We start from the raw sequence: 24,113 nt of genomic DNA on the forward strand, positions 1-24,113 counted from the left end.
GGTCAAGCTGGGCTTAAGCTGTCTTGTTGTATATGCCGCGAAACCAATTCCCACTTTTTGTAAGGCCCTCCGGCGTCTGGTATGCGCCGGTAAAATGGTGCGTTAAGTTTGCGACGGCGTGCCACAGCTTTTGCAATGCGGGTCCTTGGGCAGGTTGATGCTGCGCATTGCGGGGGCAAGACCGTCGAAAAGCTGGAGTTTTCCGGTGGGGTCCTGGCCGAAGCCGGTGATCACGCGGATCGCTTCCATCGCCGCGAAGCTGCCCATCAGGCCGACCATTGCGCCGAGAACGCCAACTTCGCTGCAATTGTCGCAGTCATCGGGGTCGAGCGCGTCGCCGACGAAACAGCGGTAGCAGGGCTTGTCTTCCTCCCAGCCGCGGAACGTGCCGAGCTGTCCCTGGAACTGCCCGATCGCCGCGGAAATCAGCGGAATATGGTGTCGGACCGAGAGGTCGGATACCAGCAGGCGGGTCTGGTAATTGTCCGATCCGTCGATGATCGCGTCGAAGGGCGCAAAAAATGCTGCGCTGTCCTCTTCCAAATGCTGCGCGGTAAGTCTTTGATTTACCTGTATTATGCTGACTTCAGGATTGATCCGCTGTGCAGCAGCTTTGGCAACTTCGACTTTTGCTTTTCCGACATCATTTTCGGTAAACAAAACCTGCCGCTGCAGATTGGAGAGCGAAACAACATCATCGTCGAAAATGGTCAGCGTGCCAATTCCCGCGGCCGCCAGATATTGAATCGCCGGACAGCCGATACCGCCCGCTCCGACGATCAGAATATGCGCGTCGAGAATTTTCTTCTGACCCGCTCCGCCAATATCCCTGAGTACGATATGGCGAGCATAACGGTCGAGCTGTTCGTCAGAAAGGTTCAATAGCCTACCAGTAGAATTTCAGGACGCTACGTCGCCAAGCGGGTTTCTTGTCGGGTGTCGACTGCATGTTATTCTTGCCGGCTCTCGCGAAATAGCGGGCGACATATTCTTCCAGGGCCGGACACTGGATGGAGATAGGCGTCACCTGGCGCAGGCTTCTCTGGCCATCCACGAGCAACAGCACTTCGACAAAATAATTTTCTCCGTCAAACAATTTTTCAGTTGGCGTGCAACCATCCGTCAGTTTTTTCGCATCCAGTGATTCCCTGTAACTATACGATGGCTTGCGTCGGAACTCCGCAACCGGAACGGCACGCAGATCGTCGGGCACTGGCGGGATTTCTGAACTGGCGATCGAGCCGGTCTGCAGCGCTGCTGCAAGTATCAGAGTTGAAACTGTCATTTCCTACACTCCCGTTGATCCAAAGCCTCCTTCTCCTCGCGCAGTCTCGTCGAGTCGGTCAACCTCTTTGAGAATAGCGCGCTGCACCGGTGCAACGACAATCTGGGCAATCCGGTCGCCGCGCCGGACGACAAAGCCTTCTTCGCCGTGATTGATCAGAATGACTTTCAGTTCACCACGATAGTCGCTGTCGATGGTGCCGGGCGTATTGGGAATGCTGACGCCTTTTTTCAGGGCCAGCCCGGAACGGGGCCGAACCTGGATTTCATATCCATGCGGGATGGCGAAGGCGAAGCCTGATCCGACCAGCCCGCGACCGGACGGAGCGATCGTGAGATCTTCCGCAGCTCGAATATCCATGCCGGCCGAGCCGCTTGTCTCATAGGAAGGCAAGGGAAGGTCACCGGCGTGATCCAGTCGTTTAACCGCAATTGCAACGGGTTCGAACATCAGGCAAATTCCTCACTGATTTTGGCGACTATCCGCCGGGCGACATCCGGTTTCGGGAGCCGTTCCCAGATTTCACTGCTGGTTTTGGTGATGATGTGGACCTTATTCTCAGCGCCGCCCATCACATCGCCCGAAACATCATTGGCAACGATCCAGTCGCAGGCCTTTTTCCTGAGCTTGGTCTCGGCATGTTCGACGACATTCTCGGTTTCGGCCGCAAAGCCGATGAGCAGATGCGGACGTTGCGCATGCTGCGCCAGACCGGCCAATATGTCGGGATTTTCAGTAAGCTTCAGTGGCGCGGGGCCCGCACCCTTTTTCTTGATCTTCTGACCGGACTGACTGTCGGCGCGCCAGTCGGCGACGGCCGCTACCATGATCGCGACGTCAGCGGGGAGAGCGCTGTGAACAGCTTTTTCCATTTCGAGTGCTGTTTCGACATCGATCCTCGACACGCCCGCCGGTGTTTTCAGGTGGACGGGACCGGCAACCAAGGTCACTTGTGCGCCCGCTTCGGCCGCGGCCGCGGCAATGGCGAAGCCCTGTCGTCCGGAAGATCGGTTTGCGATATAGCGGACCGGATCGATCGGCTCATGGGTCGGGCCGGCTGTGATCAGCACATGTTTGCCGCGCAATGGCCGATGGCTGTCGGGGGCAAAGGCAGGCTGGCCGTCTAGCGGATTCTGACCAAGACCGGGTGTCGCTAAAGAGGGTGATCCCAGCACAGCGCTGATTTCCGTCATGATCGCGGCGGGTTCCGGCAATCGTCCGGGGCCATATTCTCCGCAGGCCATATCGCCTTCATCCGGATGCATTACGACGATCCCGTCGGAGCGGAGCTGTTCAATATTTCTCTGGGTCGCGGCATGTTGCCACATCCGCACATTCATCGCGGGGACCGCCATGACCCGTGTATCGGTTGCCAGCAACAATGTCGTGGCCAGATCATCGGCAATTCCGCCCGCCATTTTTGCCAGCAGATTGGCCGTAGCCGGGCAAACGACTACCAGATCGGCCTCGCGGCTAAGCTGGATATGGCCCATCTCCGCTTCATCTTTCAGTGACCAGAGCGTGGTGTGCACTTCATTTCCCGATAGCGCCGCCAGCGTCATCGGGGTGACAAACTGCGCCCCCGACTCGGTCAGTACGCAGCGTACGGTCATGCCGGCCTTCCTGATCAGGCGGATGAGTTCTGCCGCCTTGTAGGCGGCGATACCGCCGCCGATAATCAACAGGATATGTTTGGGGTTGGTCATAGCGCTGTCTTCTGCATTTTGGTTGATCGCCATGCAACCCATTTGATTATCGTGGCGGCTTTTGATATCTGATCGCCAAAGAAAACAGCGGGTCGCACTCCAAATTGCCATCGGGAGGCGGGACATGGATTCCAGATCACTGACGACGACGATCGCGATTGCCCCGATGCTGGTTTTGACGGCCTGTTCCGGCGCTGTCGACAAGACGGAGCGGGAAGACGCAGTAACTGTCAGTGAATCGGTGGAAGACTCGATCGATATCGGAGAAGCGGTTGTCGAGGCAATGGATGAGGCAAGCGGCGAGGCTGCCGCAGACGCTTTGGACGATGCCGCTGAGGCTGCGGCAGATGCCGTAGCCGAAGACGGGACCGGCGATGGCGAAGCGGCAGAAGAAGATCCGACCCGGTATGTTACCGGACAATCGGCCGATGTTTCTCCTGTGAAGACCATCTGGTGCAGTGATGTTCGCAAGCGCGTTCCGGCTGGGCTCTGCCAGGATTATCGTGATCAGATTGCAGATCTTGATCAGGGGATGGCCGCATTTGATCCGCCGCGCGACATGGTGAAGGGGCAAGCCAGCGAAGTCCGTCTGGCGATCGGACCGGAGGAAGAAGCTACGCGCATAAAATCGCTAGCGGGTGATCAGGGCAAGGCGGTAACCGCCAGCATCGAAATTGGCGCGAAGATGCGCGCCCGATTGACTGGTCGCGCGTTCGACATCGACCCGGATATTCCGGTCGATCTCGAGATGGGGCGTTCGCGGCGTAAGGTGTGGACCTGGGATGTTACTCCAAAAAGGCAAGGCACACACCCCTTGTCCGCCGAAATCACGGTTCTCGCTACCGACGGCACGATACTCAACCGCTATCCGAGCGATCTGATCAGGGTCAAAGTCACCATCTCGCAAGGCGAGGCGCGTGAGATCGCCAGAGCCGAGCGGGCCAGAAAGCGGGCGGAGGCAGAAAAGGAAGTGAGTTTCTGGACCAGAATGGCCAAGCTGCTGCTTGAATTCTGGTGGGCCGTGCTTGCCCTGCTGGGGGGCATGATCGGAGGCTATTTTTATCTGAGAGACAAACTGCGGAACGAAGAGGCCATGCCACCACCGCCGTGAGTTCAGAGATTGACGTAAAGCCAGAGCGACCCTGCGCCCGCTGCACCCGCAATCACCGCCGTCAACATATAGCGCCAGAATCCGCCGCCTTCGTCTTTTTTACGCTTCTCCCAGATCAACTCGACATCGGCCACAGGCGGTGGCGGTGGCGCACCTCCCTGACGGGGGAGCTGGGCATCTAGGCGGCGAACAATATCCGGAAGCATCATCAGCGTGTCGACATCCGCATTGATCCGGTCGGCGATCGCGGCCTCCGGTCCCAGTTCGCCGCGGATCCATTCCTTTACATAGGGGCCGCTGGCATCCCACATGTTGATCGTTGGATTAAGGTCGGTGGCGATTCCCTCAACCATGACCATTGTCTTTTGCAGCAGCAGCAAATGCGGCTGGGTTTCCATGTCGAAGTCGCGTGTTATCGCGAAAAGGCCGTCGAGCATGTCGCCGACCGACAATTCGCTGACCGGTTTGCCGCGCATCGGTTCGCCGACCGCGCGCAAGGCTGTGGCGAAATCTTCCATGCTGTGATGATCGGGAACATATTGCGCTTCAAAATGGATTTCCGCGACGCGTTTGTAATTGCCGGTGGTCAGACCGTAGAGAATCTCCGCCAGCCAGAACCGCGCCTTCCTGTTGATTCTCCCCATGATGCCGAAGTCGATAGCGACAATCGTGCCATCCGCTTTCACAAACAGGTTGCCCTGATGCATGTCAGCATGGAAATAGCCGGCCTCGATGGCCTGTTTCAGGAATGTGTGGACGAGCCGGCTGGCGATTGCGTCGAGATCATGTCCCGCTGCTACCAGAGCGTCACGGTTCGAGATTTTTATCCCGTCGACCCAGTCGAGCGTCAGCACCCGTCCGGATGTCCGGTCCCAGTCGATGGCCGGAATCTCATATTCATCCACCTGCGCCATATGTTCGGCGAGTTCAGACGCGCTGGCGGCTTCTCGGCGCAGATCCAGCTCGCGCATGGTCCAGCGCCGGAAATTGGCAATGACCAGTTGCGGACGCAGACGCTTGGCTTCGCCGCCCAAAGCCTCGAGATGCGCCGCAGCCCATTCGTAGGTTTCGATGTCTTGGGAGAATTTCTTGATTATACCGGGGCGAAGCACCTTGACCGCTACATCCTTGCCGTCCAGCGTCGTCGCGCGATGCACCTGGGCGATTGAGGCTGCGCCCACCGGATCGGGATCGATATGGCTGTACAGTTCATCCAGCGACTTGCCGAGACTGAGCTCGATCTCGTCGCGGATCAGATCAAAAGGGACCGGTGGCAGGCTGTCCTGCAGATGAAGCAGATCGCTAGCGGCCGATTCACCTATTATATCCGGGCGGGTGGCCAGCGTCTGGCCAAGCTTGATCGCAGCCGGGCCAATGGCCTGTAACGCCGCGGAATAGTTTGGTTCTTTCGGCTGGAATGTGCCGATACGGGCGATACGAAACAGACGCCGAACCTGAGGCGGGGTTGCCTTGTGCTTTTCGAGATCGCGCAGCGCCCCGTGTTTTGCGAGCGCGCGGCCCCATTTGAGCAGGCGGAATATATGGGTGCGGGAACTGGTCATCGTTGCTGCGCGCTCAGACTTTCCAGCCGCTGTGAATGGCGACCAGCCCACCCATCAGCGGCTCGACGTTGGTCTGGCTGAATCCGGCGGCTTTAATCATGTCGCGGAATTCTTCCATTGGCGGGAATTTCGCGATCGATTCGGCAAGATAGCGATAGCTGGCTTCGTCATTCGCCAAAAGCTTGCCGACTTTCGGCAGGATATGGTGGGAGTAGCTATTATAGACTTTATCAAAGCCCGGCCATTTGGTCTGCGAAAATTCCATACAATAGAAGCGTCCGCCATATTTCAGGACACGATGGGCTTCGGCCAGCGCTTTATCGATATGGGTGACGTTGCGGATGCCGAAGACTATCGTATAGGCATCGAAATGGGCGTCGGGAAAGTTCAACTGCTCGGCATTCTGCTGGCTCCAGACCAGTCGCGTCTCATCTTTCTCTAGCGCCCGGTCCACGCCCTCAGCCAGCATTTCCGCGTTGATGTCGGCAACCGTGATGTCGGCACCGCTGTCAACCATGCGAAAAGCTATGTCGCCGGTTCCGCCGGCCATATCGAGGATGGTTTCTCCAGCACGCGGCTTGACGCGGCGTACGAAACGGTCTTTCCACAAGCGGTGGGTGCCGGCGCTCATGGCGTCGTTCATCACATCATATTTCGAGGCGACGCTGGAAAAGACAGCGCCAACCTTGCCGGTCTTCTCGCTCTCGTCGACCTCTTCATAGCCGAAGGAGACGGTTTTGCTTTCGATGGCCATTTTTTGTCCGTGCTGATTTTTCTATGAAATCCCGAGTAGACGAGCCTTGGCAGCACTGCAATCACTCTATAGCTGCCCTTTGGACCGTAACAGATAAGGACTGACATGCCCGAGTTACCTGAAGTGGAGACGACCGTCGCAGGTTTGCGGCCGGTGCTCGAAGGTCAGCGCCTGTCCAGGGTCGAGCCGCGCCGCGCCGATCTGCGCTGGCCGATCCCGGTTGATTTGCGACAAAGGATGACCGGTGCCGTGGTGACTTCGCTCGGCCGACGGGCGAAATATGGTCTGATCGAAACGGATCGCGGTGACATAATGATCTTTCATCTCGGCATGTCGGGTCGCTGGCGGATCGATCCGGAAGAAATTGAGAAACATGATCATCTGTTGATGGAAACCGATTCGGGTCACCGGTTGACGCTCAATGATCCGCGCCGATTCGGGTCACTGGATATTGTGCGTAGAGAGGAACTTGCCAGTTATAGGCCTTTCACAATGATGGGACCGGAACCGTTGAGCGAAGAATTTACCGGTGCGCATCTGAAGGCTGCAACCAAGGATCGCAAAGCGCCGATCAAGCAACTCTTGCTGGACCAGCGGACGGTCGCGGGACTCGGGAATATTTATGTCTGTGAAGCCCTGCACATGGCAGGCATCTCTCCGGCCCGAAAAGGGGGCGCGATATCGAAACCGCGCTATGATCGGCTGGTTGCCGCGATAAAGCAGGTCCTGATCGCCGCCATTGCGGCCGGGGGTTCTTCTCTGCGCGATTTCGTGCAACCGGACGGAGAACTGGGATATTTTGCCAAGGACTGGCGGGTCTATGGCCGCGAAGGCGACGCCTGTGAATGCGGTGCTGTGGTGCGGCGACGAGTCGACAGCGGGCGGTCGACCTTTTATTGTCCGCAATGTCAGAAATAAGCCGTTCACTAAGCTATTGACGAGAATCGGCTGTCACGCTATTGGCCGCGCTCTTGAGCCGGAAGCTATCCGATTGGTACCGGCATTTAATTTCAGATTTTGAGGGTTTTTCATGGCTAATACGCCGCAAGCAAAAAAACGTATCCGTCGCAACACGCGCCGCACCGCGATCAACAAGAATCGCCTGAGCCAGATCCGTACCAAGATCAAAGCCGTTGACGCTGCTGTTGAAGCCGGTGACAAGGACGTCGCAGCTGCAGCTCTCAAAGCTGTGCAGCCAGAGCTGGCACGCGGTGTTTCCAAAGGCCTGTATCACAAGAATACGGCTTCGCGGAAATTCAGCCGTCTGACAAAACGGGTTGCGGCGCTCTAAGCAACTCAAACAGTTTACACAGAATAACCCGCCCGATTGTGGCGGGTTTTCTTTTGGGCGATCGCGCCGCTTCAAATAGCGAAAAATCGGGCCTTTGATATTGCGACCGTCTGATGCTCCCGTTTTTTCCTTGTGCTGTTGATCCGAAACGGTTCAAGTCGGGAAAGGGCGTCAATCTGTCGCTGTTCAAAGCCGGTTCAGCCCGGCTTCTCTATCTTGCTCGCCATGCTGGTGGGTAATTTGAAGGAAGAAACATGACTAATTTCACGAAACACGTCTTCGATCGTAGGAGCCTGTCTCTGTTGGCGCCGGTAGCACTTCTGTCGCTGGCGGCTTGCGCAACGCCGTTTCGTGCGGATGTCCAGCGGTTTGTCGCACTTCCGGACACGACTGGCCAGAGCTTCGCTGTGGTGGCCGCCGATCCCGATCTGTCGGGTGGCCTGGAATTTGGTCAATATGCGATGCTGGTCGAACAGAAAATGCTCGAACTTGGATATCAGCGCAGCGACGATCCGGCTGCGGCTGAGCTGATTGTCAGCATGGACTATGAAATCGACAAAGGGCGCGAAAAAGTTGTTGCCGACGTTGATCCTTTTTATCCTTCAGCCCGTTTCGGCGGATATTACAGACGTCCCGGCTATCGCTATGGTTTCCACGACCCGTTTCTCTATGGTGGATATGGCTTCTCAGGTTATAATGGAGTCCGCAGCTTTACCGTCTACACCACCGAGCTGGATATGAAGATTGACCGGGCTGCCGATGGCGAGCGTTTGTTCGAAGGCAAGGCCGAAGCGCTGTCGCGGTCGAAAAACCTGACCTATCTTGTGCCCAATCTAGTCGAGGCGATGTTCACCAATTTCCCCGGCAATAGCGGTGAGCGTGTCCGGATTTCGATAGCGCCCGAGAAATAGCAGGCCGGTTGCTCTCCGGTTTGAAGGCTATTCAGCTTTCAAGCTGGCGCAGCAGCATCCGGACGTCATTGTCCATTTCGCTGTCTTCTCCGCGCAGATGTTCAACCAGTTTGACGGCGTGAATGACGGTGCTGTGATCGCGACCGCCAAATTTCCGTCCGATTTCCGGATAGCTGCGAGGGGTCATTACCTTTGCCAAATACATTGCGACCTGGCGTGGCCGGGCTACAGCCCGAGCGCGGCGTTTCGATGACATTTCATTGCGGTCGAGCCGGTAATATTCACAGACCGTGCGCTGGATCTCGTCGATCGTGATCCGGCGGCGGCACGCGCTCAATATATCAGACAATTGCTCTTCGGCCAGCTCGCGGGTGATCTCGCGTCCGGTGAGCTGCGCGTAAGCGAGCAGCTTGTTGAGGCCGCCTTCCAGTTCGCGCAGATTGCGGCTGATCGTGCGGGCAAGAAAATCCACGACGTCTTCGGACACATTTTGATGTGGCATGGAGGCCAGGCGATGTTTCAGAATATCGCGGCGCAGTTCGAGGCCGGCAGACTGGATATCGGCGACGAGGCCCATGGACAGGCGCGACAGCAAACGCTGATCGACGCCATCGAGCGCCTGCGGCGGACGGTCTGCTGCGACAACAACCCGTTTGCCCTGACTGATGAGCGAATCGACCGTGTGGAGAAATTCCTCCTGGGTTGAATTTTTGCCGACGATGAACTGGATGTCATCGATCATCAGCAGGTCCGCTTCGCGTAGCGATGCCTTGAATTCCATGCCCTCGTTACGGCGCATCGCTGATACAAACTCGATCATGAACCGTTCGGCGGACATATAGATAATCGTCGAAGACGGAAATTCTTCGCGAAAGGCGTGGCCGATGGCGTGCATCAGATGGGTCTTGCCCTGACCAGTGGAGGACTGGAGATAGAGCGGGCTGAATAACGGCTTTTCGGCAGCTGCCGTGCGCTGCGCGGCATTGAGCGCCAGCACATTCGAGTGACCGGCAATAAACTGGTCGAACGTCATTCTCGGATCGAGGTCCAGCCGGAACTTGCTTTCCGGAACCGCTGGCCTGCTGGCTTTTGCGGCTGTGCCGTTGATCTGTGAAATCTTGGCAATTTTCGCAGATCCCGACTGGGCTTGAAAAACCAGCTCGGTGACGGCCGTGTGATGAGCTTTCCATGCCAGCAACAAACGTTCGGCATAACGGTCGCGGACCCAGGTAGCGGCGAATTCCGAAGGCAGCTCGAGATGCAATGATCCGCTGTCTGAGTCAAACAAAGCGAGGGTGATCGGCTTGATCCACTGACCAAAAATCTGTGCGCCCAGATCACGGCGCAAGCCGGTACAGATCTTGCGCCAGATAGCTTCGAGATCATCAGAAATGACAGTATTCTCCCCGACAACAGCGTCTACTGACGGTCCGCTAGCACGGCTTTGTAGATTTTTACTCACGAACATCCCCCGACAACTTCCCCGTTTGGCGCGATCACAACGCCGCAATTTGATCGTAGATCCTGATCTCTGCAGCCTTCAACACCCCCAGCCATGGGAATCGGTCAGGCACAAATATGCGTTGCTGAAAACACGTTTTCAACGATGATCTCTATTTTCAAATTGGGCTTCGTAATGGCAGTTTCAGCCACAAGCCGAGCCTCCTTAGTAAGCGCCTCTTCATGAGTCGATCAAGGGCGCTGCTGTAAAAAAAATGAAATATATCGATTGACAGCGACAAGCCGTGGATTTTTCTAAATATCTTTTTAAGTCACTGAAATATCAGAAAATAATTCTGTGGATAAGGATGTATAAGTCGCGAATCGCGGAGTTTGCTTGGGTTCTGGTTAATAGCGAAGTGATCATGGCAAATTGCCATCGAAAACCGGTCGCCGAACATCTTATCCGCTGCGGTATGCAATTAGGCTTGCCAAAGGGCTCGGGATTTGGCAATGGCGCTCGCCTGACCTCGACGATGCTGAAAAGCATCCCGTCATGGGGCGATTAGCTCAGTTGGTAGAGCGCTTCGTTTACACCGAAGATGTCGGCGGTTCGAGCCCGTCATCGCCCACCATCATCCCGACCAGGATCGGAGATGGTGTGATCACACGGCCCCCTTCAGCCAAAATTTGAGATTGCGAAAACGCAGGCCAGCGACAGAACGATTGCAACAGCCATCGGCAAGGGGCGCGTGTGGTTCCGTGGTATCGTATTGCCGGGAAAATCCGTGCGGAACCGACGACCCGTAATCATCGGTCCGACAAGATTTGCTTTCAGGACAAAATGATAGAGCGCGACCGCTGTGACATGGAGTGCGATCAGTACCGCCAGCAGATTGAAGTTCAGTTCGTGGATTTCGGCTAGCTGCCTGCCGGTATCGAAAGACACCAGCACGGCCAGTGGCCCGGATTCAAGTCCGTCGACATCGACCGAGAATAATCCGGTTGCAACCTGTGTCGCCAGCGCCAGCAGCAGGGCAAAGACACCGAGCACAGCCAAGGGACTGTGGCCAAAGCTTGCGCGATATTCCCCGGACCGCAACTGCCGGATATAGGATTTTATCGATCCGAGACCACGCACCATCGGAACAAAGCGCGCGGTCCATGTTCCGACTAGCCCCCATATCAATCGAAACAGGACCAGTCCGGTCATGGTCAGGCCAAGGCGCCTGTGCCAGTCCATATAGCCCTCTTCAGCGGTCCACCAGAGCAGGGGGACCAGAATCACCAACAGCCAGTGCACCAGACGGACGGCGCTGTCCCAGACCAAGATGCGCGGCGTATCCACGGTCATCGCGAACTAGTCGTCCAGTCTATATTTGTCATGGCAGGCTTTGCACGTGCCGCCCGTGGTTTGGAAAGCGGCGGCAATTGCCGTGACATCACCGCTCTGTGCAACGGTCTCCAGCTTGGCGGCTGCGTCCTGCATCGCTGTCACCTTGTCATTGAAATCCGCTTTATCTTCCCAGATGATCGGGAGCGCTTCGGTTTCTACGCCAGATTCGGGTCCGGTTCCTTCCGGAAACCAGTCAACCATGTTGGCTGTCTCTTTCGGAACGGCCGCTGCGGCGGTCTGGATCTGCACCAGATCAGGGCTGCTTGCCTTTAATTGGTCGCTTATAGCTTTGAAAGCCTTGCCTATTTTCTTGAGTTGCGCCTGGCGCGTTTCAATCTGTTCCTTCACCGTAAGGCCGTTGGCAAGCTCGACGTCTCCTGAGTCGGAAGCTGGGCCTGTGTCGCCATTCTGGGCGCAGGCTGATAGGAGCGCCAGCCCGGCAATGGCCGGGAGCATCATGTGTGGTTTGCTGCGTTTCATCTCGTTCTCCATAGGCTTGTGAAACCAAAGAATAACGGAGTTCGGTGCAAATACAATCGGTTCTGCTTTTTACGTGCCAGCACCACATCCTTTGGGCCTATCAAATCGATTGATGGCACGGGAAAATCAGCTTTCTGACAGCGTTTCTTCCAGCAAGGCAGCGGCTTTGGCACCGTCCCAATCCATGGCCCCGATGACCCGCCACACTTCCCTGCCTTGCGCGTCATAGAGAACAGTGGTCGGCATCACTCCAGTACCAAAACCGAAACTCAGGCCGTTTTCGGGATCGATATAGGGTTCCAGCTCCTCAAAATTTCTATCCTCGAAAAACGGAGCCACTTTTTCCTCGCCCTGTATATCCTGAGACACGACCAGTAGCTTCAACCGGTCCTTTTCGCGGGCTGCCAAATTGTCCAGCATCGGCATCTCCACGATACATGGGCCGCACCAGGTTGCCCAGATGTTGACCAACAATGGTTTTCCGACGAAATCGCTCAATTGGACTGTGCGGCCATCGGGTGCCTGAAATGGCGCGTCGATCATCGGCGTCCCGCGTTGAGAAATATCCAGCTTGCCAACCATCGCCTTGCCATTTCCTCCGGCTTCGCCCTCTTCCTTGGCATTGGTGTCAGCAAATTCTTGCCCCGATCCGCTCGAGTCTCTATCGCAGGCCGCTAAGTTCAACACCAAGAGCATGAGCAGGACGGTTCGCATCACAAAAGGCACAAAAAATTCCAATATCATGTGGGGCGGCAGGTTTGCCGATGGCCCTTCTTCAATCATGCGCGAGATAAACGCGTCGATACCGTTCGACAAGAAATTATGGCGCCATGATATCCGCGCAAGCCTGGCGCATGTTGCCATGCTGGCGGAACAGGGAATCGTCGAAGCCGAAGACGCAACGCAAATCATCAACGGCCTGAATCAGATTGCCCAGGAATATGAGGCCGACGGCATCGCCGAAAACCTTGATCTTGAAGATATTCATATGCACGTAGAAGCGCGCCTGTCTGAGATCATCGGTCCGGTAGCGGGTCGACTGCATACCGCGCGCTCGCGCAATGACCAGGTCGCCACCGATTTCCGGCTTTGGGTACGCGAGGCCATGGATATGGTCGATGATGCTCTGGGGAGTCTGCAAAAGGCTCTTGTTGATCGGGCAGAAGAACATGCGGACACGATCATGCCCGGCTTCACCCATTTGCAATCGGCCCAACCGGTGAGTCTCGGGCACCATATGATGGCCTATTACGAGATGATCAGTCGTGACCGTTCGCGGTTCAGCGATGCGCGCAAGCGGATGAACGAATCCCCGCTTGGTGCAGCCGCTCTGGCCGGCACAGGCTTTCCGATCAATCGGGAGAATACGGCATCGTTGCTGGGCTTTGACGAGCCCACCCGAAACAGCCTCGATTCGGTGTCCGACCGGGATTTTGCCCTCGATTATCTGATGGCGGCGACCCAGTGCAGCCTGCATCTGTCGCGGCTCGCGGAAGAGTTTGTGATCTGGGCAAGCCAGCCTTTCGGGTTTGTCAAACTCCCTGACAGCTTTTCCACTGGCTCCTCGATCATGCCGCAGAAACGCAATCCCGATGCCGCTGAACTGGTGCGTGGCCATTGTGGGCGGATCGCCGGTGCGATGAACGCATTGGTGATTACCATGAAGGGCCTGCCGCTTGCTTATTCAAAAGATATGCAGGACGACAAGCCGCCCGTGTTCGAAGCGCATGACCTGCTCGGCCTGTCGATCGCCGCGATGACGGGAATGGTCGCCGAAGTGGAATTTAGCGGTAGCCGGATGCGCGCTCTGGCGGAGACGGGTTTTTCGACCGCGACGGATTTCGCCGACTGGCTGGTCCGCGAGGCCAAGCTGCCGTTCCGTGAAGCGCATCATGTCACTGGTGCCGTGGTTTCTCTGGCGGAAGAGCACGGCTGCGGTCTGGCTGATCTGACGCTCGAGCAATTTCAGGCCATAGACGGCCGGATTCATGCCGACGTATTCAATGTATTGAGCGTCGATGCCTCTGTCGCCAGCCGATCCAGCTATGGCGGGACCGCGCCGGATCAAGTAAGGGCGCAGGTTGCAAGGGCCAGGACAGCATTGGGCCGGGAGAAGTGAGATGAACAGATTCCGTTCGATTCTGCTGCTGAGTGGAGCGGCTGCGATTCTGGTGGGCTGCGGCAATCGTGGCGCATTGCAACCGGCTAAAGGCGAAGCCTTGCCGCCACCTGTCTATGGCGAAATGAAAACGCCCAGCGGCGAGGATCTGCTGGTGCCGTCGAGTCAGGCCATGCCGGAGCGCAGCGATGAGCTGCTGCGGCGGTCGGAAAAGCGTCAGGATGACGAATTTGACCTGCCACCTCCCGGCTGATTTTTTACCACACGTTTGAAAGTATTAGAAATTGGACCATTTCCAGCTCAAAAATGGGATTATACACGCGGAAGATATCCCGTTGTCGAAAATTGCTGAAGACGTCGGCACCCCGGTCTATGTCTATTCGCGCGCGACACTCGAGCGTCATGCGACAGTGTTTCGGGAGGGGCTGAAAGACGCGGGCAAAATCCATCTGGCTTTCGCGGTGAAGGCGAACCCCAATCTCGCGGTCCTGCGAATCCTGGCCAATCAGGGCTATGGTGCGGACGTAGTATCGGGTGGTGAGATGCAGCGCGCATTGGCAGCCGGCATGAAGGCGGAAGATATTGTCTTCTCCGGTGTCGGCAAAAGTCGTGAGGAGCTCACGCTGGGCCTGGAAAAGGGCATTGGCCAGTTCAATCTCGAATCGGAAGAAGAAGGTGTGATGCTGGCGGAAATCGCTGCGTCCCGCGGTGAGAAAGCCTCGGCAACCCTGCGTGTGAACCCCGATGTGGATGCTGGCACCCATGCGAAAATTTCGACCGGCAAGAAAGAGAATAAATTCGGGGTCGGAATTGATGTGGCGCCGGATATTTATGCGCGGCTGTCCGGACTGGACGGTCTGAATTTGCGTGGCGTTGCCGTGCACATCGGTAGCCAGTTACAGAGCCTTGACCCGCTAGAAAAATGCTATGCAAGAATGGGCGAACTGGTCACCCAATTGCGCAGTGCCGGTCATGCCATCACTCATGTCGATCTGGGCGGTGGCCTGGGCGTGCCTTACAAGCCCGAAGACAATCCGCCCAGCCCGGCGGAATATGGTGCCATGGTTGCACGCGTCACCCGGGACTGGAATGTTACCCTGATGTTTGAACCGGGCCGCGTGATCGCCGGTAATAGCGGTGTCATGATCACCAGGGTTATCCGGATCAAACCGGGTGTGGACAGCGATTTTGTCATCGTCGATGCAGCTATGAATGATCTGATGCGGCCAGCAATCTATGATGCGTGGCATGATTTTGCAGCGGTTGAGCCCAGCGGTGAAATGATGGTTGCGTCGATCGTGGGGCCCATTTGTGAAAGCAGCGACATTTTTGCCAAAGAGCGGACTGTTGATCGCGTTGAAACCGATGATCTCGGGATATTCCGGACGGCTGGTGCCTATGGCGCGACCATGGCAAATACCTATAATAGTCGCCCGCTGGTACCGGAAGTGCTGGTTGATGGCGATCGCTATGCCGTGGTCGCCGAGCGGATCGATCCGGCGACGATCATGGCCGCGGAGAATGTGCCCGACTGGCTGAAATAATCGCTACAGTCCGCCCGGGCTGCAAACCATAGGTGAATGCGATGAACCAATTGCCTATTTTTGTTAATTTGCAGGGTCGCAAGATTCTTCTTCTGGGTCGTGGCGAAATGGCGGACGCCAAAAAGCGGCTTTACGAGCGAGCCGGAGCGATAATCACCGACGACGAAACTGCCGATGGGCTGACGCTGGCCGTGGTCGCGCTGGAAGATGATGACGAAGCGATCGCAGCGGCAACGCGTCTGAAGGCCAGGGGGCTGTTGGTCAACGCCGTCGATCGGTCGGCATTATGTGATTATACCACGCCTGCGATCATTGACCGGGACCCGGTTCTGATCGCGATCGGCACAGGCGGTGCTTCGGCGGGACTGGCCAAGGCGCTGCGCCAACGACTGGAGCAAATTCTGCCAGTCAGTCTGGGAACACTGGCCACTGGCTTGCTCGCGGCGCGGGAACGGATCCGCAAAATATGGCCGGAAGCGGCCGCGCGACGCAAGGCCATCGACTCTGTCCTCGACCCCGGAGCCCCGCTCGATGTGCTGGCCGACCATGGATTGGAAGATTTGGAGGCATGGCTGGACCAGCCGCAAGGCGAAACCGGCTCGCAAGTGATCGATTGGGAACTGACCAGCACTGACCCGGACGATCTAACGCTGCGTCAGGCGCGATGGCTGGGTCAGGCTGACCAGATTTTTGCAAGCGAGGATGTGCCTGACGCGGTGCTCGACCGTGCGCGTGCGGATGCCGAGCGTTTCGCCCTGACATTGTGGGATGAACGACCTATAGAAGGATTGACCTTGCGGATACGGATGACAAAATGAACGGAATTTCCGAAATCGCCAATGCCAATATCGTAACGGTGTTACAAACTGCTTTGGCACCCGCATTTCTACTTGTCGGTATCGGGGCCATGCTGAACCTGTTCGCCGGCCGTCTGGCCCGTATCATTGACCGGTCACGCGATCTGCAGGAACTGTTCAAGTCCACCACCGGGAAAGAACATGACTTGGTTGTCGCAGAACTTGGCGACCTGCAGGTCCGGCTCAGGGTCGTCAATAACGCCATATTTCTGAGCGTGGTAAGCGCGATCACCGCCTGCGCGCTGATCGGCATATTGTTCATCATGGAATTGACCGGGATTGATCTGTCTCTGGCTATCGCGAGCGCATTTGTCATTGCGATCAGTCTGCTCTCGATGGCTCTCGTCCAGTTCTTGCGGGAAGTACGGATCGGGGTTCGCGATTTCATGATCCGCGAAGAATATCTCGAAAAAAACGATAGCGCGAAATGAAAAGAGGCTGCCGGTCCTTTCGGACCAACAGCCTCTGAACATGGGTCAGCGGTAGGAAGTGCCGCTGCCGGGTTGCCTGATCTCTAGATCAGATTTGCCCCCCGAACGGATTTTTCCGACCCCTGTGCTGAACCATGAGACATCGGACCACCTCCTTTCGCTTGTGAATGAAATACGAACTGTTGCATTGAAACTTCTCCGCTGTTCGACGCTGTGAATGTGAATCAACGCCGGTTTTCGAACAAGTCTTGAAATAATTTAATTTGCTGTCACAATTGCGCGTTCCGGCCTGATACCGAGCCGCTTATCCGCGACAATCCTCCACCACACGGCTGAATTCCGGCCACACCGGGACTGCAATAGACTGCAGGCCACTGGTCTCGATGGCAAAGCGTCCGCGGCTATAGGCAATGCGATCCAGCATGATATCGCCGGTGGACACGGGAATACTCGCATAGGGCGGCGTTCCGCCGCTGTTGCTGGCAGGATAGGACTGGAACCCGGCACTGGCGCGCAGCACCATCGTGGCACCGGTGCCTACCGATCCGGCGCGCGACAGAAATATTTGCCGGCGCGCGCGGTCACAGCGGATCATGACGGTGGCGGGTTGGCCGATTGGTCCGAACAAGGCCAGCGACCCGCGTGCGTCTTCCCGATAGACCCAGTCGCCTGGCGCAATGGGCCAGTCTGTCCAGTTGCCCCGAGGCTGCACCGGGGCGGGGGGCGGGGCAGGCGTTGCGGCCGGTTTTACCGGTTGCGGTGCGGGAGCAGGCTCCGGAGGCGCGGAAGAACAGGACGTCAGCGCCAGCGCAGCCAAGGAAATAGCAAGTGGTGATGAAATGATTCTCATGGCAAAGGAATATGGCCAAAAGCGCAAGGCTAGGCTAGTCCTGATTTCCCATGAGCCAGTCCGATCCCAAAGCCGCCAAGCAGCGCGTCGACCAGATATTGACCGACCGGGGTCTCGCCGAAAGCCGCGCCAAGGCACAAGCCTATATCATGGCTGGTCTGGTCACGGTGGCCGGCAAGAAAATCGACAAGCCGGGTCACAAGATCGCTGGCGATGCCGAGATAGCACTGAAAGGGAAGGATCATCCCTGGGTATCGCGGGGCGGTATCAAACTGGACCATGCGCTGCGGCATTTTGCTATCGATGTTGGCGGCATGACCGCAATGGATGTTGGCAGCAGTACCGGGGGATTTACGGATGTCCTGCTCACCGGGGGCGCGGAAAAGGTTTATGCCGTTGACAGCGGTACCAATCAGCTGGCCTGGAAACTGCGGCAGGATGATCGGGTCGTGGTGCACGAGCAGACCAGCGCCCGGATCCTCACCGACCAGCATGTCCCGGAAAAAGTCGATATTATCGTTTGCGATGCGAGTTTTATTTCCTTGGTCAAAGTTCTGGAGCGGCCGCTCCAATTTGCCAAGGAAAAGGCGACCCTGATAGCGCTCATAAAGCCGCAATTTGAGGCCGAACGCCATGATGTCGGCAAGGGCGGGGTTGTTCGGGATCCGGCGGTCCGTCAGGAAACCTGCGAGAAAATAAGGGCCTGGCTGGTAGCAGAGGGGTGGAACATTCTGGGCATTGCCGAAAGCCCGATCACCGGTCCCAAAGGCAATGTGGAGTTTCTCATAGCGGCTGAAAAACAGGTAGGCGGACTATTTTAAAAGGTCCACGCCTGTCGCACGGGTTGTTATCGGCACCGCTTGTTCCTAGCTGAGAGTCTATGACAAATGCAACTGAACCCGCCCTATTGCCGACCGTCCCCCATATCGGTGCCGCTTTTCAACGCTTGATCAGAGATGGATCGGAATGGCTCACCAACCATTATGTAGAGCTCATCATCGCGCTTGCCATCGGCACCGCGATTTTCTTTCTGCTCGGTGCCATCAAGCGGTTCGCGGCCCGCTATGTCCGCAATAATGACGGGCTGACCGGATATCGCACCATCATCGTCAAGGCGATCGCCCGCACCAGCAAGATATTCATGCTGATGGTCTCCGCCCAGCTCGTGGTCAGCTTCGCCAACGCTCCTGCCAGCGTGGACCGGATCGTCCAGGTGCTGTTCACTATCGCAGCGGTTGTTCAGGCGGCCATCTGGCTCCGTGAAATCATTCTGGGGCTTATCATCCGGCGGACTTCGCAGGACCCTGACCAGCATGAAACGTTGCACAGCGCGATGACCCTGATCCGTATTCTGGTCACATTCGTGCTGTTCGCCATCGCGACAATCATGATTCTCGACAATCTCGGGATCAACGTCACGGGTCTGATCGCCGGTCTGGGCGTCGGCGGTATCGCTATCGGTCTTGCAGCACAGGGGATTTTCTCCGATCTTTTTGCTGCGCTGTCGATCATCTTCGACAAGCCTTTCCGGGCGGGGGACACGATTACCTATGGCTCAACCACGGGAACGATCGAGAAGATCGGGCTGAAAAGCACGCGACTGCGCTCCATCATGGGTGAAGAGGTGATCATATCGAATACCAATCTTCTCGATATGGAAATAACCAATCTGACCCGTCTGGCCCGCCGGCGGACCCGCTATGGAATCGGCGTTATCTATCAGACGAGCCCGGACGACGCGCGGCGTATTCCCGGTCTGCTCAAGGAGATTGTAGAATCCCATGATGCAAATTTCATCCGTTCCGGTTTCGTCGGATTTGGTGACAGCTCCATCGACTTCCAACTCGACTTCGATATCATGAGCAGTGACTATGAAGTAGTGTTCGAGGGACGGCATCGTATCGGCCTGGCAATCCTGCAGCGTTTTAACGAAGAAGGCCTCGAATTTGCCTATCCGACCCAAACAACCTTTACCGCTGCGCCCGATGGGGAGATGATTCTCCCTTATCCCGAGGGTGGCTTTCCGGTGACGGTCACCAACGACTAGCGTTCCGTAACGGCAGCGGACGCCAGAAAAAATTCCTTGTTAATTGGCCGATTAACGGGGACAATGCGCTCAAAATTCGACTCTGATCTTAACCACGAAGGAATTGCATTATGCGTGACGCAGTCATCGTTTCCACAGCCCGTACCCCCATCGGGCGCGCGTACAAGGGCGCTTTCAATACCACAACCGGCGCTACCCTTGGCCATTATTCCGCCAAGGCCGCCGTTGAAAGAGCGGGCATTGATCCTGCGACTATCGATGATGTGGTCTGGGGCAGCGCGCTGCAACAGGGATCGCAGGGCGGCAATCTGGCCCGTCAGGTCGCTCTGCGCGCCGGTTTCCCGATCGAAGTGCCCGGCATGACGATTGACCGGCAATGTTCATCCGGACTGATGGCGATTGCCACGGCGTCGAAACAGGTGACGCTGGACATGATGGATGTGGTCGTCGGCGGCGGACAGGATTCAATCTCAACCGTCCAGACACCGGAAATGCGGGTCCAGCCGGATCGCGAATTGCTCAAGATGCATGATGATATCTACATGCCGATGTTGCAGACCGCCGAAGTCGTAGGCGAACGCTATGGCATCAGCCGGGAAGCCTGCGATGAATATGCCCTGCAGTCGCAAATGCGCACCGCAGCGGCCCAGGAGGCCGGCCGGTTTGATGACGAGATCATCGAAGTGACCACGACCATGGGTGTGCAGGACAAGGAAACCAAAGAGATTTCTCATGTCGAGGTGACAGTCAACAAGGATGAAGGCAATCGTCCGTCGACCACGCTCGAAGGTCTCCAGAAGCTGCAACCTGTTCTCGGTCCGGACAAGATCGTCACCGCCGGTAACGCTTCCCAGCTTTCCGATGGCTCGGCCGCCAGCGTCGTCATGGAAGCAAAGGCAGCCGAAAAAGCCGGCCTCAACCCGCTGGGCCGCTATGTCGGTATGGCTGTTGCCGGCACCAAGCCTGATGAAATGGGCATCGGTCCGGTATTCGCGATCCCGAAATTGCTCGAGCGTTTCGGCCTTAAAATGGACGATATCGGTCTATGGGAACTCAATGAAGCCTTTGCTGTGCAAGTGCTTTATTGCCAGCAGAAGCTGGGCATTCCTGACGAACTTCTCAACGTCAATGGCGGCTCAATCTCGATCGGCCATCCTTACGGCATGACCGGTGCCCGCTGCACCGGCCACGCGTTGATCGAGGGCAAAAGACGCGGTGCAAAATATGCCGTGGTCACCATGTGTATCGGTGGCGGTCAGGGTGCAGCCGGACTGTTCGAAATTTTCTAGAAATCGAAAAACCGGATGGGCTGGCGGGAAATCGCCGGCCCTTTTTTATCAGGGAGAGAATGTCATGGGTGCAGTAGGCATCATCGCAACTTTAACCGTGGTCGAAGGCAAAAATGCCGATTTCGAAGCCGCTTTTTCCGAACTCATGGCCGCCGTCCGGGCGAATGAGCCGGGTAATGAATTTTATTCGGTCTTCCAGAGCAAGGAAAACCCGCAGCAATATAAAGTGCTCGAGCGTTATGTCGATCAGGCGGCTCTGGATGCGCACGGGAAATCGGATCACTTCCGTGCCAGTGGTCCCAAGCTCGCGCCCTGCATGGCCGCTGCTCCGGTCATTGAACAACTCGACGGTATCTAATCCGGCGAGACGGCGGGAGATATCATCCCGTTTGCAAAGCGAAACCCGTCAGGCCGATCTTTGGCCAGCAACAACGGGCCGTCGAGATCGACCCAATGGGCAAGCTGTGCGAGCGCGAAGGCTGGCCTTATCCCCAGTGATGTGGACAGCATGCAGCCGACCATGACTTTCAGGTCGGATGCCTGCGCCGCGCGGGCGATCGCCATCGCTTCGGTCAATCCGCCCGCCTTGTCGAGCTTGATGTTTACGGCATCATAATAAGGCGCAAGCCGCTCGACATCGGCGCTGGTATGGCAGCTTTCGTCGGCACATAGCGGCACTGGCGACCGTATTCCGCTAAGCAGATGATCCCGTCCGGCACTGACCGGCTGTTCAATGAGCTCGACGGCATAGTGCGCGAGCCGCTCCGCCTCGGCTGCGATATCAAGATCATTCCAGCTTTCGTTCGCATCAACGATCAAACGGGCAGCCGGTGCACCGCGATTGACAGCGGCAACGCGCGCATGGTCACGCTCGCCAGACAGTTTCAGCTTCAGCAGGCGATGTCCGCTTGCAGCTGCCTTTCGCGCCTCTGACTCTATGGTTTCGGGCGGGCCCAGCGAAATTGTAAAAGCGGTGGTGAGAGGAGCCGGCTTGGGCAGGCCAGCCACCTGCCAGAGGGCTTGTTGCCTTTTCCGGCATTCCATGTCCCAGAGCGCGCAGTCGAGCGCATTGCGGGCGGCGCCGCGGGGCATATTCTGCAGCACGGACGCGCGATCGAGTCCGGGATGGTCTGTGACAAATCGCGAAATTTCCTCCGCGCATTTCTCGGCGTTTTCGTTTTCGTAATAGATCGGTGTCGCCTCGGCCCTGCCGGTAAAGGGGCCATCCGACAGTTCGCACAGCACGACATCAACGTGGGTTTTCGCGCCCCGGCTGATGATGAAGCTACCGGCGACGGGCCAGCGTTCGATAGAGACAGAGGCGTGGATCGTCATGTGCCACTTCTATGGAGAGGCGGCGTTGGCGTCACTACATTTGTAGATGCTCCTATCAGCGCCTCAGAACTTTTAGTCGCGCGCTTCCGGTCACGCGTTTGGCGACCGGCAACCATTTTGCTTCGGCTGACCGGCGTGTAATATAGGTGTCGAGTCCGATTTGCAGCGCGACCAGCATATAGACAAACGGCTGGTAGGCGATCCCGACGAACAAAGCGCCGACAAGATAGATCATGTGCCCGTGTTGCAGGGCAGTGGCCAGCGGGGCTACCCATTGTTCCTCTTCTTTCTCCGATTTCGCATATTTCCGTCGCAATATTTCCATTCGCCACAGGCCACCGACATGAATGATCAGCCAGAGGATCAGGCCCGGATAACCCTGTTCGCCGAGCATTTCGAAATAGCTGCTGTGAAAGGCGCGGGCTTCATCTTCGACGAGCCTGGCCTCGACATCATCGGGATCTATATCCCACTGCTCATATTGTGCGACATCCACTTCCGACAATTCGTAGGTCAGCTTGTTGATCCGGTAGACGTCGAAACCACCCCCAAAGGGATGCTGCTGGACATAGTCCAGCGTCCACCGCCAGACCGCGATACGGGTCGAGGCAGATTGGTCCGCTTCGTAATTTTCGATGGTCGCCATCCGGTCGGTGAAACTTTGCGGGAGGAACGGAATGGACATCAGGCCTATGGTGACTGCCAGACCTGCATAGAGCAGTCTGTAGCGGGCGAAACGCAACATCAGTACGGCCAGCACAGCGATGCATACCAGGCCTGTCCGGGCCTGGGTTCCGATCGGGATGAGCAGCGCGGAAAAGACCAGCGCATATGCAAAAAGCTTTGTTCGCCAGTCCGGCGGAAAAATTGTGCCGTGATGCGCAAGCCAGAGAATCAGAGGGATGATGCAGATGGCGACTGTCGAGATGATGGAACCTTCGTACAGGCCGCTATTATTGTCGACCAGCAGCACCAGCACGCCATAGCCTCCGCCGGAGAGCAATGTCTTGATCCCGCCGGTAATGATCAAGGTACCGGCGCACAGAACCATGAACAGAGCCAGCGCTTCGAGGCGCAGCCGGGTCTTGAGAGTCAGTGGCAGAAATATTGCGAAGACCAGAGCCTTCCACACCCAGTCCCATTTTTCCAGGGCGGCATCGGGCACTTCCGCCTGCACGGTGGTATAGCCACAATATGCCAGCAACAGGATCATCACCGCCTGCCGGATCGAAAAGCGGCTGTCCTGCTTGTTGTCTGCTAGCATATAGCCCAACAGAGCCAGTGCGAACAGGATCAGCGACAGCGGCACGGAGTTAAGCATGAAGTAGCTCAGCCGCTGCGGTGCCACGATGTCGACATAGGCGTAGATCAGAGTGAACAGGAACGGCCGCTTGAAGGCGATGAACAGCAGCGCCACAATATAGCCGACAAAGAAGAGGTCACGCATCGGGCCGCGTTCCGTTTCCGCGGGATTGTTTCGCAAAACCGACGGGTTCCTTGTCGTGCTCCGGCGGGGCTTCGACATCAAGATCATCGCGATGCATCAGCCGCCAAGCGGCGATGAGCAGCAATCCATGCGTCAACGCGATAGAAAAATTGTCTATCATCTACTCATTCATCCCGGCACGAGCGGCGAAAACACGCTCTTCTATCCTTGCGCGATACAGGCATTGGGTTGACGGGACGTTAATCCTTTTTTGGCAGA

28 protein-coding genes and 1 tRNA gene are annotated in these 24,113 nt (G+C 56.9%); 15 read left to right on the plus strand and 14 right to left on the minus strand.

Translation table 11 applies throughout. The annotated features are described in order from the left end of the window. Nucleotides 1-102 precede the first annotated feature (102 nt). Genes SPHFLASMR4Y_RS13530 through SPHFLASMR4Y_RS13545 form a run of 4 tightly spaced genes read right to left on the minus strand, consistent with a single transcriptional unit; the run spans nt 103 to nt 2,991 of the window. A complete protein-coding gene (locus SPHFLASMR4Y_RS13530) occupies nt 103-882 on the minus strand; it encodes a HesA/MoeB/ThiF family protein (RefSeq protein ID WP_089134012.1) in 780 nt (259 codons plus the stop codon). A 4-nt stretch (nt 883-886) separates the two neighbouring features. After that, nucleotides 887-1,285 (minus strand): hypothetical protein, encoded by a 399-nt coding sequence (locus tag SPHFLASMR4Y_RS13535; RefSeq protein WP_089134013.1) that lies wholly within the window; start codon nt 1,283-1,285, stop codon nt 887-889. A gap of 3 nt (nt 1,286-1,288) precedes the next feature. Further along, entirely contained in the window at nt 1,289-1,735 is a 447-nt protein-coding gene (dut, locus tag SPHFLASMR4Y_RS13540; RefSeq protein WP_089134014.1) for a dUTP diphosphatase, read from the minus strand. Next, complete coding sequence (locus tag SPHFLASMR4Y_RS13545) at nt 1,735-2,991, minus strand: bifunctional phosphopantothenoylcysteine decarboxylase/phosphopantothenate synthase (RefSeq protein WP_089134902.1); 1,257 nt, start codon at nt 2,989-2,991, stop codon at nt 1,735-1,737. The genes dut and SPHFLASMR4Y_RS13545 overlap by 1 nt, the downstream gene beginning before the upstream one ends. A 124-nt stretch (nt 2,992-3,115) precedes the next feature. On the opposite strand from SPHFLASMR4Y_RS13545, the gene SPHFLASMR4Y_RS13550 reads away from it, so the two are divergent. Further along, entirely contained in the window at nt 3,116-4,102 is a 987-nt protein-coding gene (locus tag SPHFLASMR4Y_RS13550; protein WP_089134015.1) for a hypothetical protein, read from the plus strand. A gap of 2 nt (nt 4,103-4,104) precedes the next feature. Here SPHFLASMR4Y_RS13550 and ubiB read toward each other — a convergent pair whose 3' ends face one another. Together ubiB and SPHFLASMR4Y_RS13560 are read right to left on the minus strand one after the other, a co-directional pair. Next, nucleotides 4,105-5,664 (minus strand): 2-polyprenylphenol 6-hydroxylase, encoded by a 1,560-nt coding sequence (ubiB, locus tag SPHFLASMR4Y_RS13555; RefSeq protein WP_089134016.1) that lies wholly within the window; start codon nt 5,662-5,664, stop codon nt 4,105-4,107. 13 nt (nt 5,665-5,677) lie between these two features. Further along, nucleotides 5,678-6,418, minus strand: coding sequence for a class I SAM-dependent methyltransferase (locus tag SPHFLASMR4Y_RS13560; RefSeq protein ID WP_089134017.1), 741 nt, complete (start codon nt 6,416-6,418; stop codon nt 5,678-5,680). Nucleotides 6,419-6,523: 105 nt separating this feature from the next. Here SPHFLASMR4Y_RS13560 and mutM point away from each other — a divergent pair, with 105 nt between their 5' ends. From mutM to SPHFLASMR4Y_RS13575, 3 genes are all read left to right on the plus strand, one after another. Beyond that, nucleotides 6,524-7,336 carry a bifunctional DNA-formamidopyrimidine glycosylase/DNA-(apurinic or apyrimidinic site) lyase gene (mutM, locus tag SPHFLASMR4Y_RS13565; protein ID WP_089134018.1) on the plus strand — a complete coding sequence of 271 codons (813 nt, stop codon included), beginning with the start codon at nt 6,524-6,526 and terminating at the stop codon, nt 7,334-7,336. 112 nt (nt 7,337-7,448) lie between these two features. Further along, nucleotides 7,449-7,709 carry a 30S ribosomal protein S20 gene (rpsT, locus tag SPHFLASMR4Y_RS13570; protein ID WP_089134019.1) on the plus strand — a complete coding sequence of 87 codons (261 nt, stop codon included), beginning with the start codon at nt 7,449-7,451 and terminating at the stop codon, nt 7,707-7,709. 302 nt (nt 7,710-8,011) lie between these two features. After that, nucleotides 8,012-8,620, plus strand: a complete 609-nt coding sequence (locus tag SPHFLASMR4Y_RS13575) for a DUF4136 domain-containing protein (RefSeq protein WP_409928897.1) — start codon at nt 8,012-8,014, stop codon at nt 8,618-8,620. Nucleotides 8,621-8,651: 31 nt separating this feature from the next. Here the strand turns inward: SPHFLASMR4Y_RS13575 and dnaA are convergent, their stop codons facing one another. Beyond that, entirely contained in the window at nt 8,652-10,088 is a 1,437-nt protein-coding gene (gene dnaA, locus SPHFLASMR4Y_RS13580) for a chromosomal replication initiator protein DnaA (protein ID WP_089134021.1), read from the minus strand. A 277-nt stretch (nt 10,089-10,365) separates the two neighbouring features. Here dnaA and SPHFLASMR4Y_RS13585 point away from each other — a divergent pair, with 277 nt between their 5' ends. Together SPHFLASMR4Y_RS13585 and SPHFLASMR4Y_RS13590 are read left to right on the plus strand one after the other, a co-directional pair. Beyond that, the gene (locus tag SPHFLASMR4Y_RS13585) at nt 10,366-10,629 is read left to right on the plus strand and encodes a hypothetical protein (RefSeq protein ID WP_145955543.1); all 264 of its coding nucleotides are present in this window, start codon (nt 10,366-10,368) and stop codon (nt 10,627-10,629) included. Then, nucleotides 10,620-10,695: transfer RNA gene (locus tag SPHFLASMR4Y_RS13590), tRNA-Val, on the plus strand. The genes SPHFLASMR4Y_RS13585 and SPHFLASMR4Y_RS13590 overlap by 10 nt, the downstream gene beginning before the upstream one ends. 44 nt (nt 10,696-10,739) lie before the next feature. On the opposite strand, the gene SPHFLASMR4Y_RS13595 is transcribed toward SPHFLASMR4Y_RS13590, so the two are convergent. The 3 genes from SPHFLASMR4Y_RS13595 to SPHFLASMR4Y_RS13605 all read right to left on the minus strand — a co-directional run bounded on the left by SPHFLASMR4Y_RS13595 (nt 10,740) and on the right by SPHFLASMR4Y_RS13605 (nt 12,623). Further along, the gene (locus SPHFLASMR4Y_RS13595; RefSeq protein ID WP_089134023.1) at nt 10,740-11,414 is read right to left on the minus strand and encodes a cytochrome b/b6 domain-containing protein; all 675 of its coding nucleotides are present in this window, start codon (nt 11,412-11,414) and stop codon (nt 10,740-10,742) included. Nucleotides 11,415-11,420: 6 nt separating this feature from the next. Beyond that, a complete protein-coding gene (locus SPHFLASMR4Y_RS13600) occupies nt 11,421-11,936 on the minus strand; it encodes a c-type cytochrome (protein ID WP_186265944.1) in 516 nt (171 codons plus the stop codon). Nucleotides 11,937-12,062: 126 nt separating this feature from the next. Then, on the minus strand, nt 12,063-12,623 hold the full coding sequence (locus SPHFLASMR4Y_RS13605; protein ID WP_313906739.1) for a TlpA disulfide reductase family protein: 561 nt from the start codon (nt 12,621-12,623) through the stop codon (nt 12,063-12,065). 55 nt (nt 12,624-12,678) lie between these two features. Here SPHFLASMR4Y_RS13605 and argH point away from each other — a divergent pair, with 55 nt between their 5' ends. Genes argH through SPHFLASMR4Y_RS13630 form a run of 5 tightly spaced genes read left to right on the plus strand, consistent with a single transcriptional unit; the run spans nt 12,679 to nt 16,887 of the window. Then, complete coding sequence (gene argH, locus SPHFLASMR4Y_RS13610) at nt 12,679-14,055, plus strand: argininosuccinate lyase (protein WP_089134025.1); 1,377 nt, start codon at nt 12,679-12,681, stop codon at nt 14,053-14,055. Nucleotide 14,056: 1 nt separating this feature from the next. Beyond that, nucleotides 14,057-14,308, plus strand: a complete 252-nt coding sequence (locus tag SPHFLASMR4Y_RS13615; RefSeq protein WP_089134026.1) for a hypothetical protein — start codon at nt 14,057-14,059, stop codon at nt 14,306-14,308. Between the two features lie 31 nt (nt 14,309-14,339). After that, nucleotides 14,340-15,599 (plus strand): diaminopimelate decarboxylase, encoded by a 1,260-nt coding sequence (gene lysA, locus SPHFLASMR4Y_RS13620; protein WP_089134027.1) that lies wholly within the window; start codon nt 14,340-14,342, stop codon nt 15,597-15,599. Between the two features lie 41 nt (nt 15,600-15,640). Beyond that, the gene (locus SPHFLASMR4Y_RS13625; RefSeq protein ID WP_089134904.1) at nt 15,641-16,417 is read left to right on the plus strand and encodes a bifunctional precorrin-2 dehydrogenase/sirohydrochlorin ferrochelatase; all 777 of its coding nucleotides are present in this window, start codon (nt 15,641-15,643) and stop codon (nt 16,415-16,417) included. After that, the gene (locus tag SPHFLASMR4Y_RS13630) at nt 16,414-16,887 is read left to right on the plus strand and encodes a DUF2721 domain-containing protein (RefSeq protein ID WP_089134028.1); all 474 of its coding nucleotides are present in this window, start codon (nt 16,414-16,416) and stop codon (nt 16,885-16,887) included. Before SPHFLASMR4Y_RS13625 ends, SPHFLASMR4Y_RS13630 begins: the two co-directional genes overlap by 4 nt. A 304-nt stretch (nt 16,888-17,191) precedes the next feature. On the opposite strand, the gene SPHFLASMR4Y_RS13635 is transcribed toward SPHFLASMR4Y_RS13630, so the two are convergent. Continuing rightward, a complete protein-coding gene (locus tag SPHFLASMR4Y_RS13635; RefSeq protein WP_089134905.1) occupies nt 17,192-17,737 on the minus strand; it encodes a hypothetical protein in 546 nt (181 codons plus the stop codon). 50 nt (nt 17,738-17,787) lie between these two features. Between SPHFLASMR4Y_RS13635 and SPHFLASMR4Y_RS13640 the strand changes: the two genes are divergently transcribed. The 4 genes from SPHFLASMR4Y_RS13640 to SPHFLASMR4Y_RS13655 all read left to right on the plus strand — a co-directional run bounded on the left by SPHFLASMR4Y_RS13640 (nt 17,788) and on the right by SPHFLASMR4Y_RS13655 (nt 21,431). Next, nucleotides 17,788-18,558 (plus strand): TlyA family RNA methyltransferase, encoded by a 771-nt coding sequence (locus SPHFLASMR4Y_RS13640; protein ID WP_089134029.1) that lies wholly within the window; start codon nt 17,788-17,790, stop codon nt 18,556-18,558. 59 nt (nt 18,559-18,617) lie between these two features. After that, on the plus strand, nt 18,618-19,784 hold the full coding sequence (locus SPHFLASMR4Y_RS13645; RefSeq protein WP_089134030.1) for a mechanosensitive ion channel family protein: 1,167 nt from the start codon (nt 18,618-18,620) through the stop codon (nt 19,782-19,784). A gap of 110 nt (nt 19,785-19,894) precedes the next feature. Further along, nucleotides 19,895-21,073, plus strand: coding sequence for an acetyl-CoA C-acyltransferase (locus SPHFLASMR4Y_RS13650; protein WP_089134031.1), 1,179 nt, complete (start codon nt 19,895-19,897; stop codon nt 21,071-21,073). Between the two features lie 64 nt (nt 21,074-21,137). Further along, a complete protein-coding gene (locus SPHFLASMR4Y_RS13655) occupies nt 21,138-21,431 on the plus strand; it encodes a putative quinol monooxygenase (RefSeq protein WP_089134032.1) in 294 nt (97 codons plus the stop codon). Here SPHFLASMR4Y_RS13655 and dgcA read toward each other — a convergent pair. The 3 genes from dgcA to SPHFLASMR4Y_RS17170 are packed head-to-tail and all read right to left on the minus strand — an operon-like array spanning nt 21,428 to nt 24,015. Continuing rightward, nucleotides 21,428-22,408 carry an N-acetyl-D-Glu racemase DgcA gene (gene dgcA / locus SPHFLASMR4Y_RS13660; protein ID WP_089134033.1) on the minus strand — a complete coding sequence of 327 codons (981 nt, stop codon included), beginning with the start codon at nt 22,406-22,408 and terminating at the stop codon, nt 21,428-21,430. The two genes, SPHFLASMR4Y_RS13655 and dgcA, sit on opposite strands and share 4 nt — an antisense overlap. 55 nt (nt 22,409-22,463) lie before the next feature. Beyond that, complete coding sequence (locus SPHFLASMR4Y_RS13665) at nt 22,464-23,855, minus strand: putative O-glycosylation ligase, exosortase A system-associated (protein WP_089134034.1); 1,392 nt, start codon at nt 23,853-23,855, stop codon at nt 22,464-22,466. Further along, nucleotides 23,848-24,015 carry a hypothetical protein gene (locus SPHFLASMR4Y_RS17170; RefSeq protein WP_186265945.1) on the minus strand — a complete coding sequence of 56 codons (168 nt, stop codon included), beginning with the start codon at nt 24,013-24,015 and terminating at the stop codon, nt 23,848-23,850. Before SPHFLASMR4Y_RS17170 ends, SPHFLASMR4Y_RS13665 begins: the two co-directional genes overlap by 8 nt. Between the last annotated feature and the right edge of the window lie 98 nt (nt 24,016-24,113).

This window comes from Sphingorhabdus sp. SMR4y (assembly GCF_002218195.1).
In the GTDB taxonomy this organism is placed as follows: Bacteria; Pseudomonadota; Alphaproteobacteria; order Sphingomonadales; family Sphingomonadaceae; genus Parasphingorhabdus.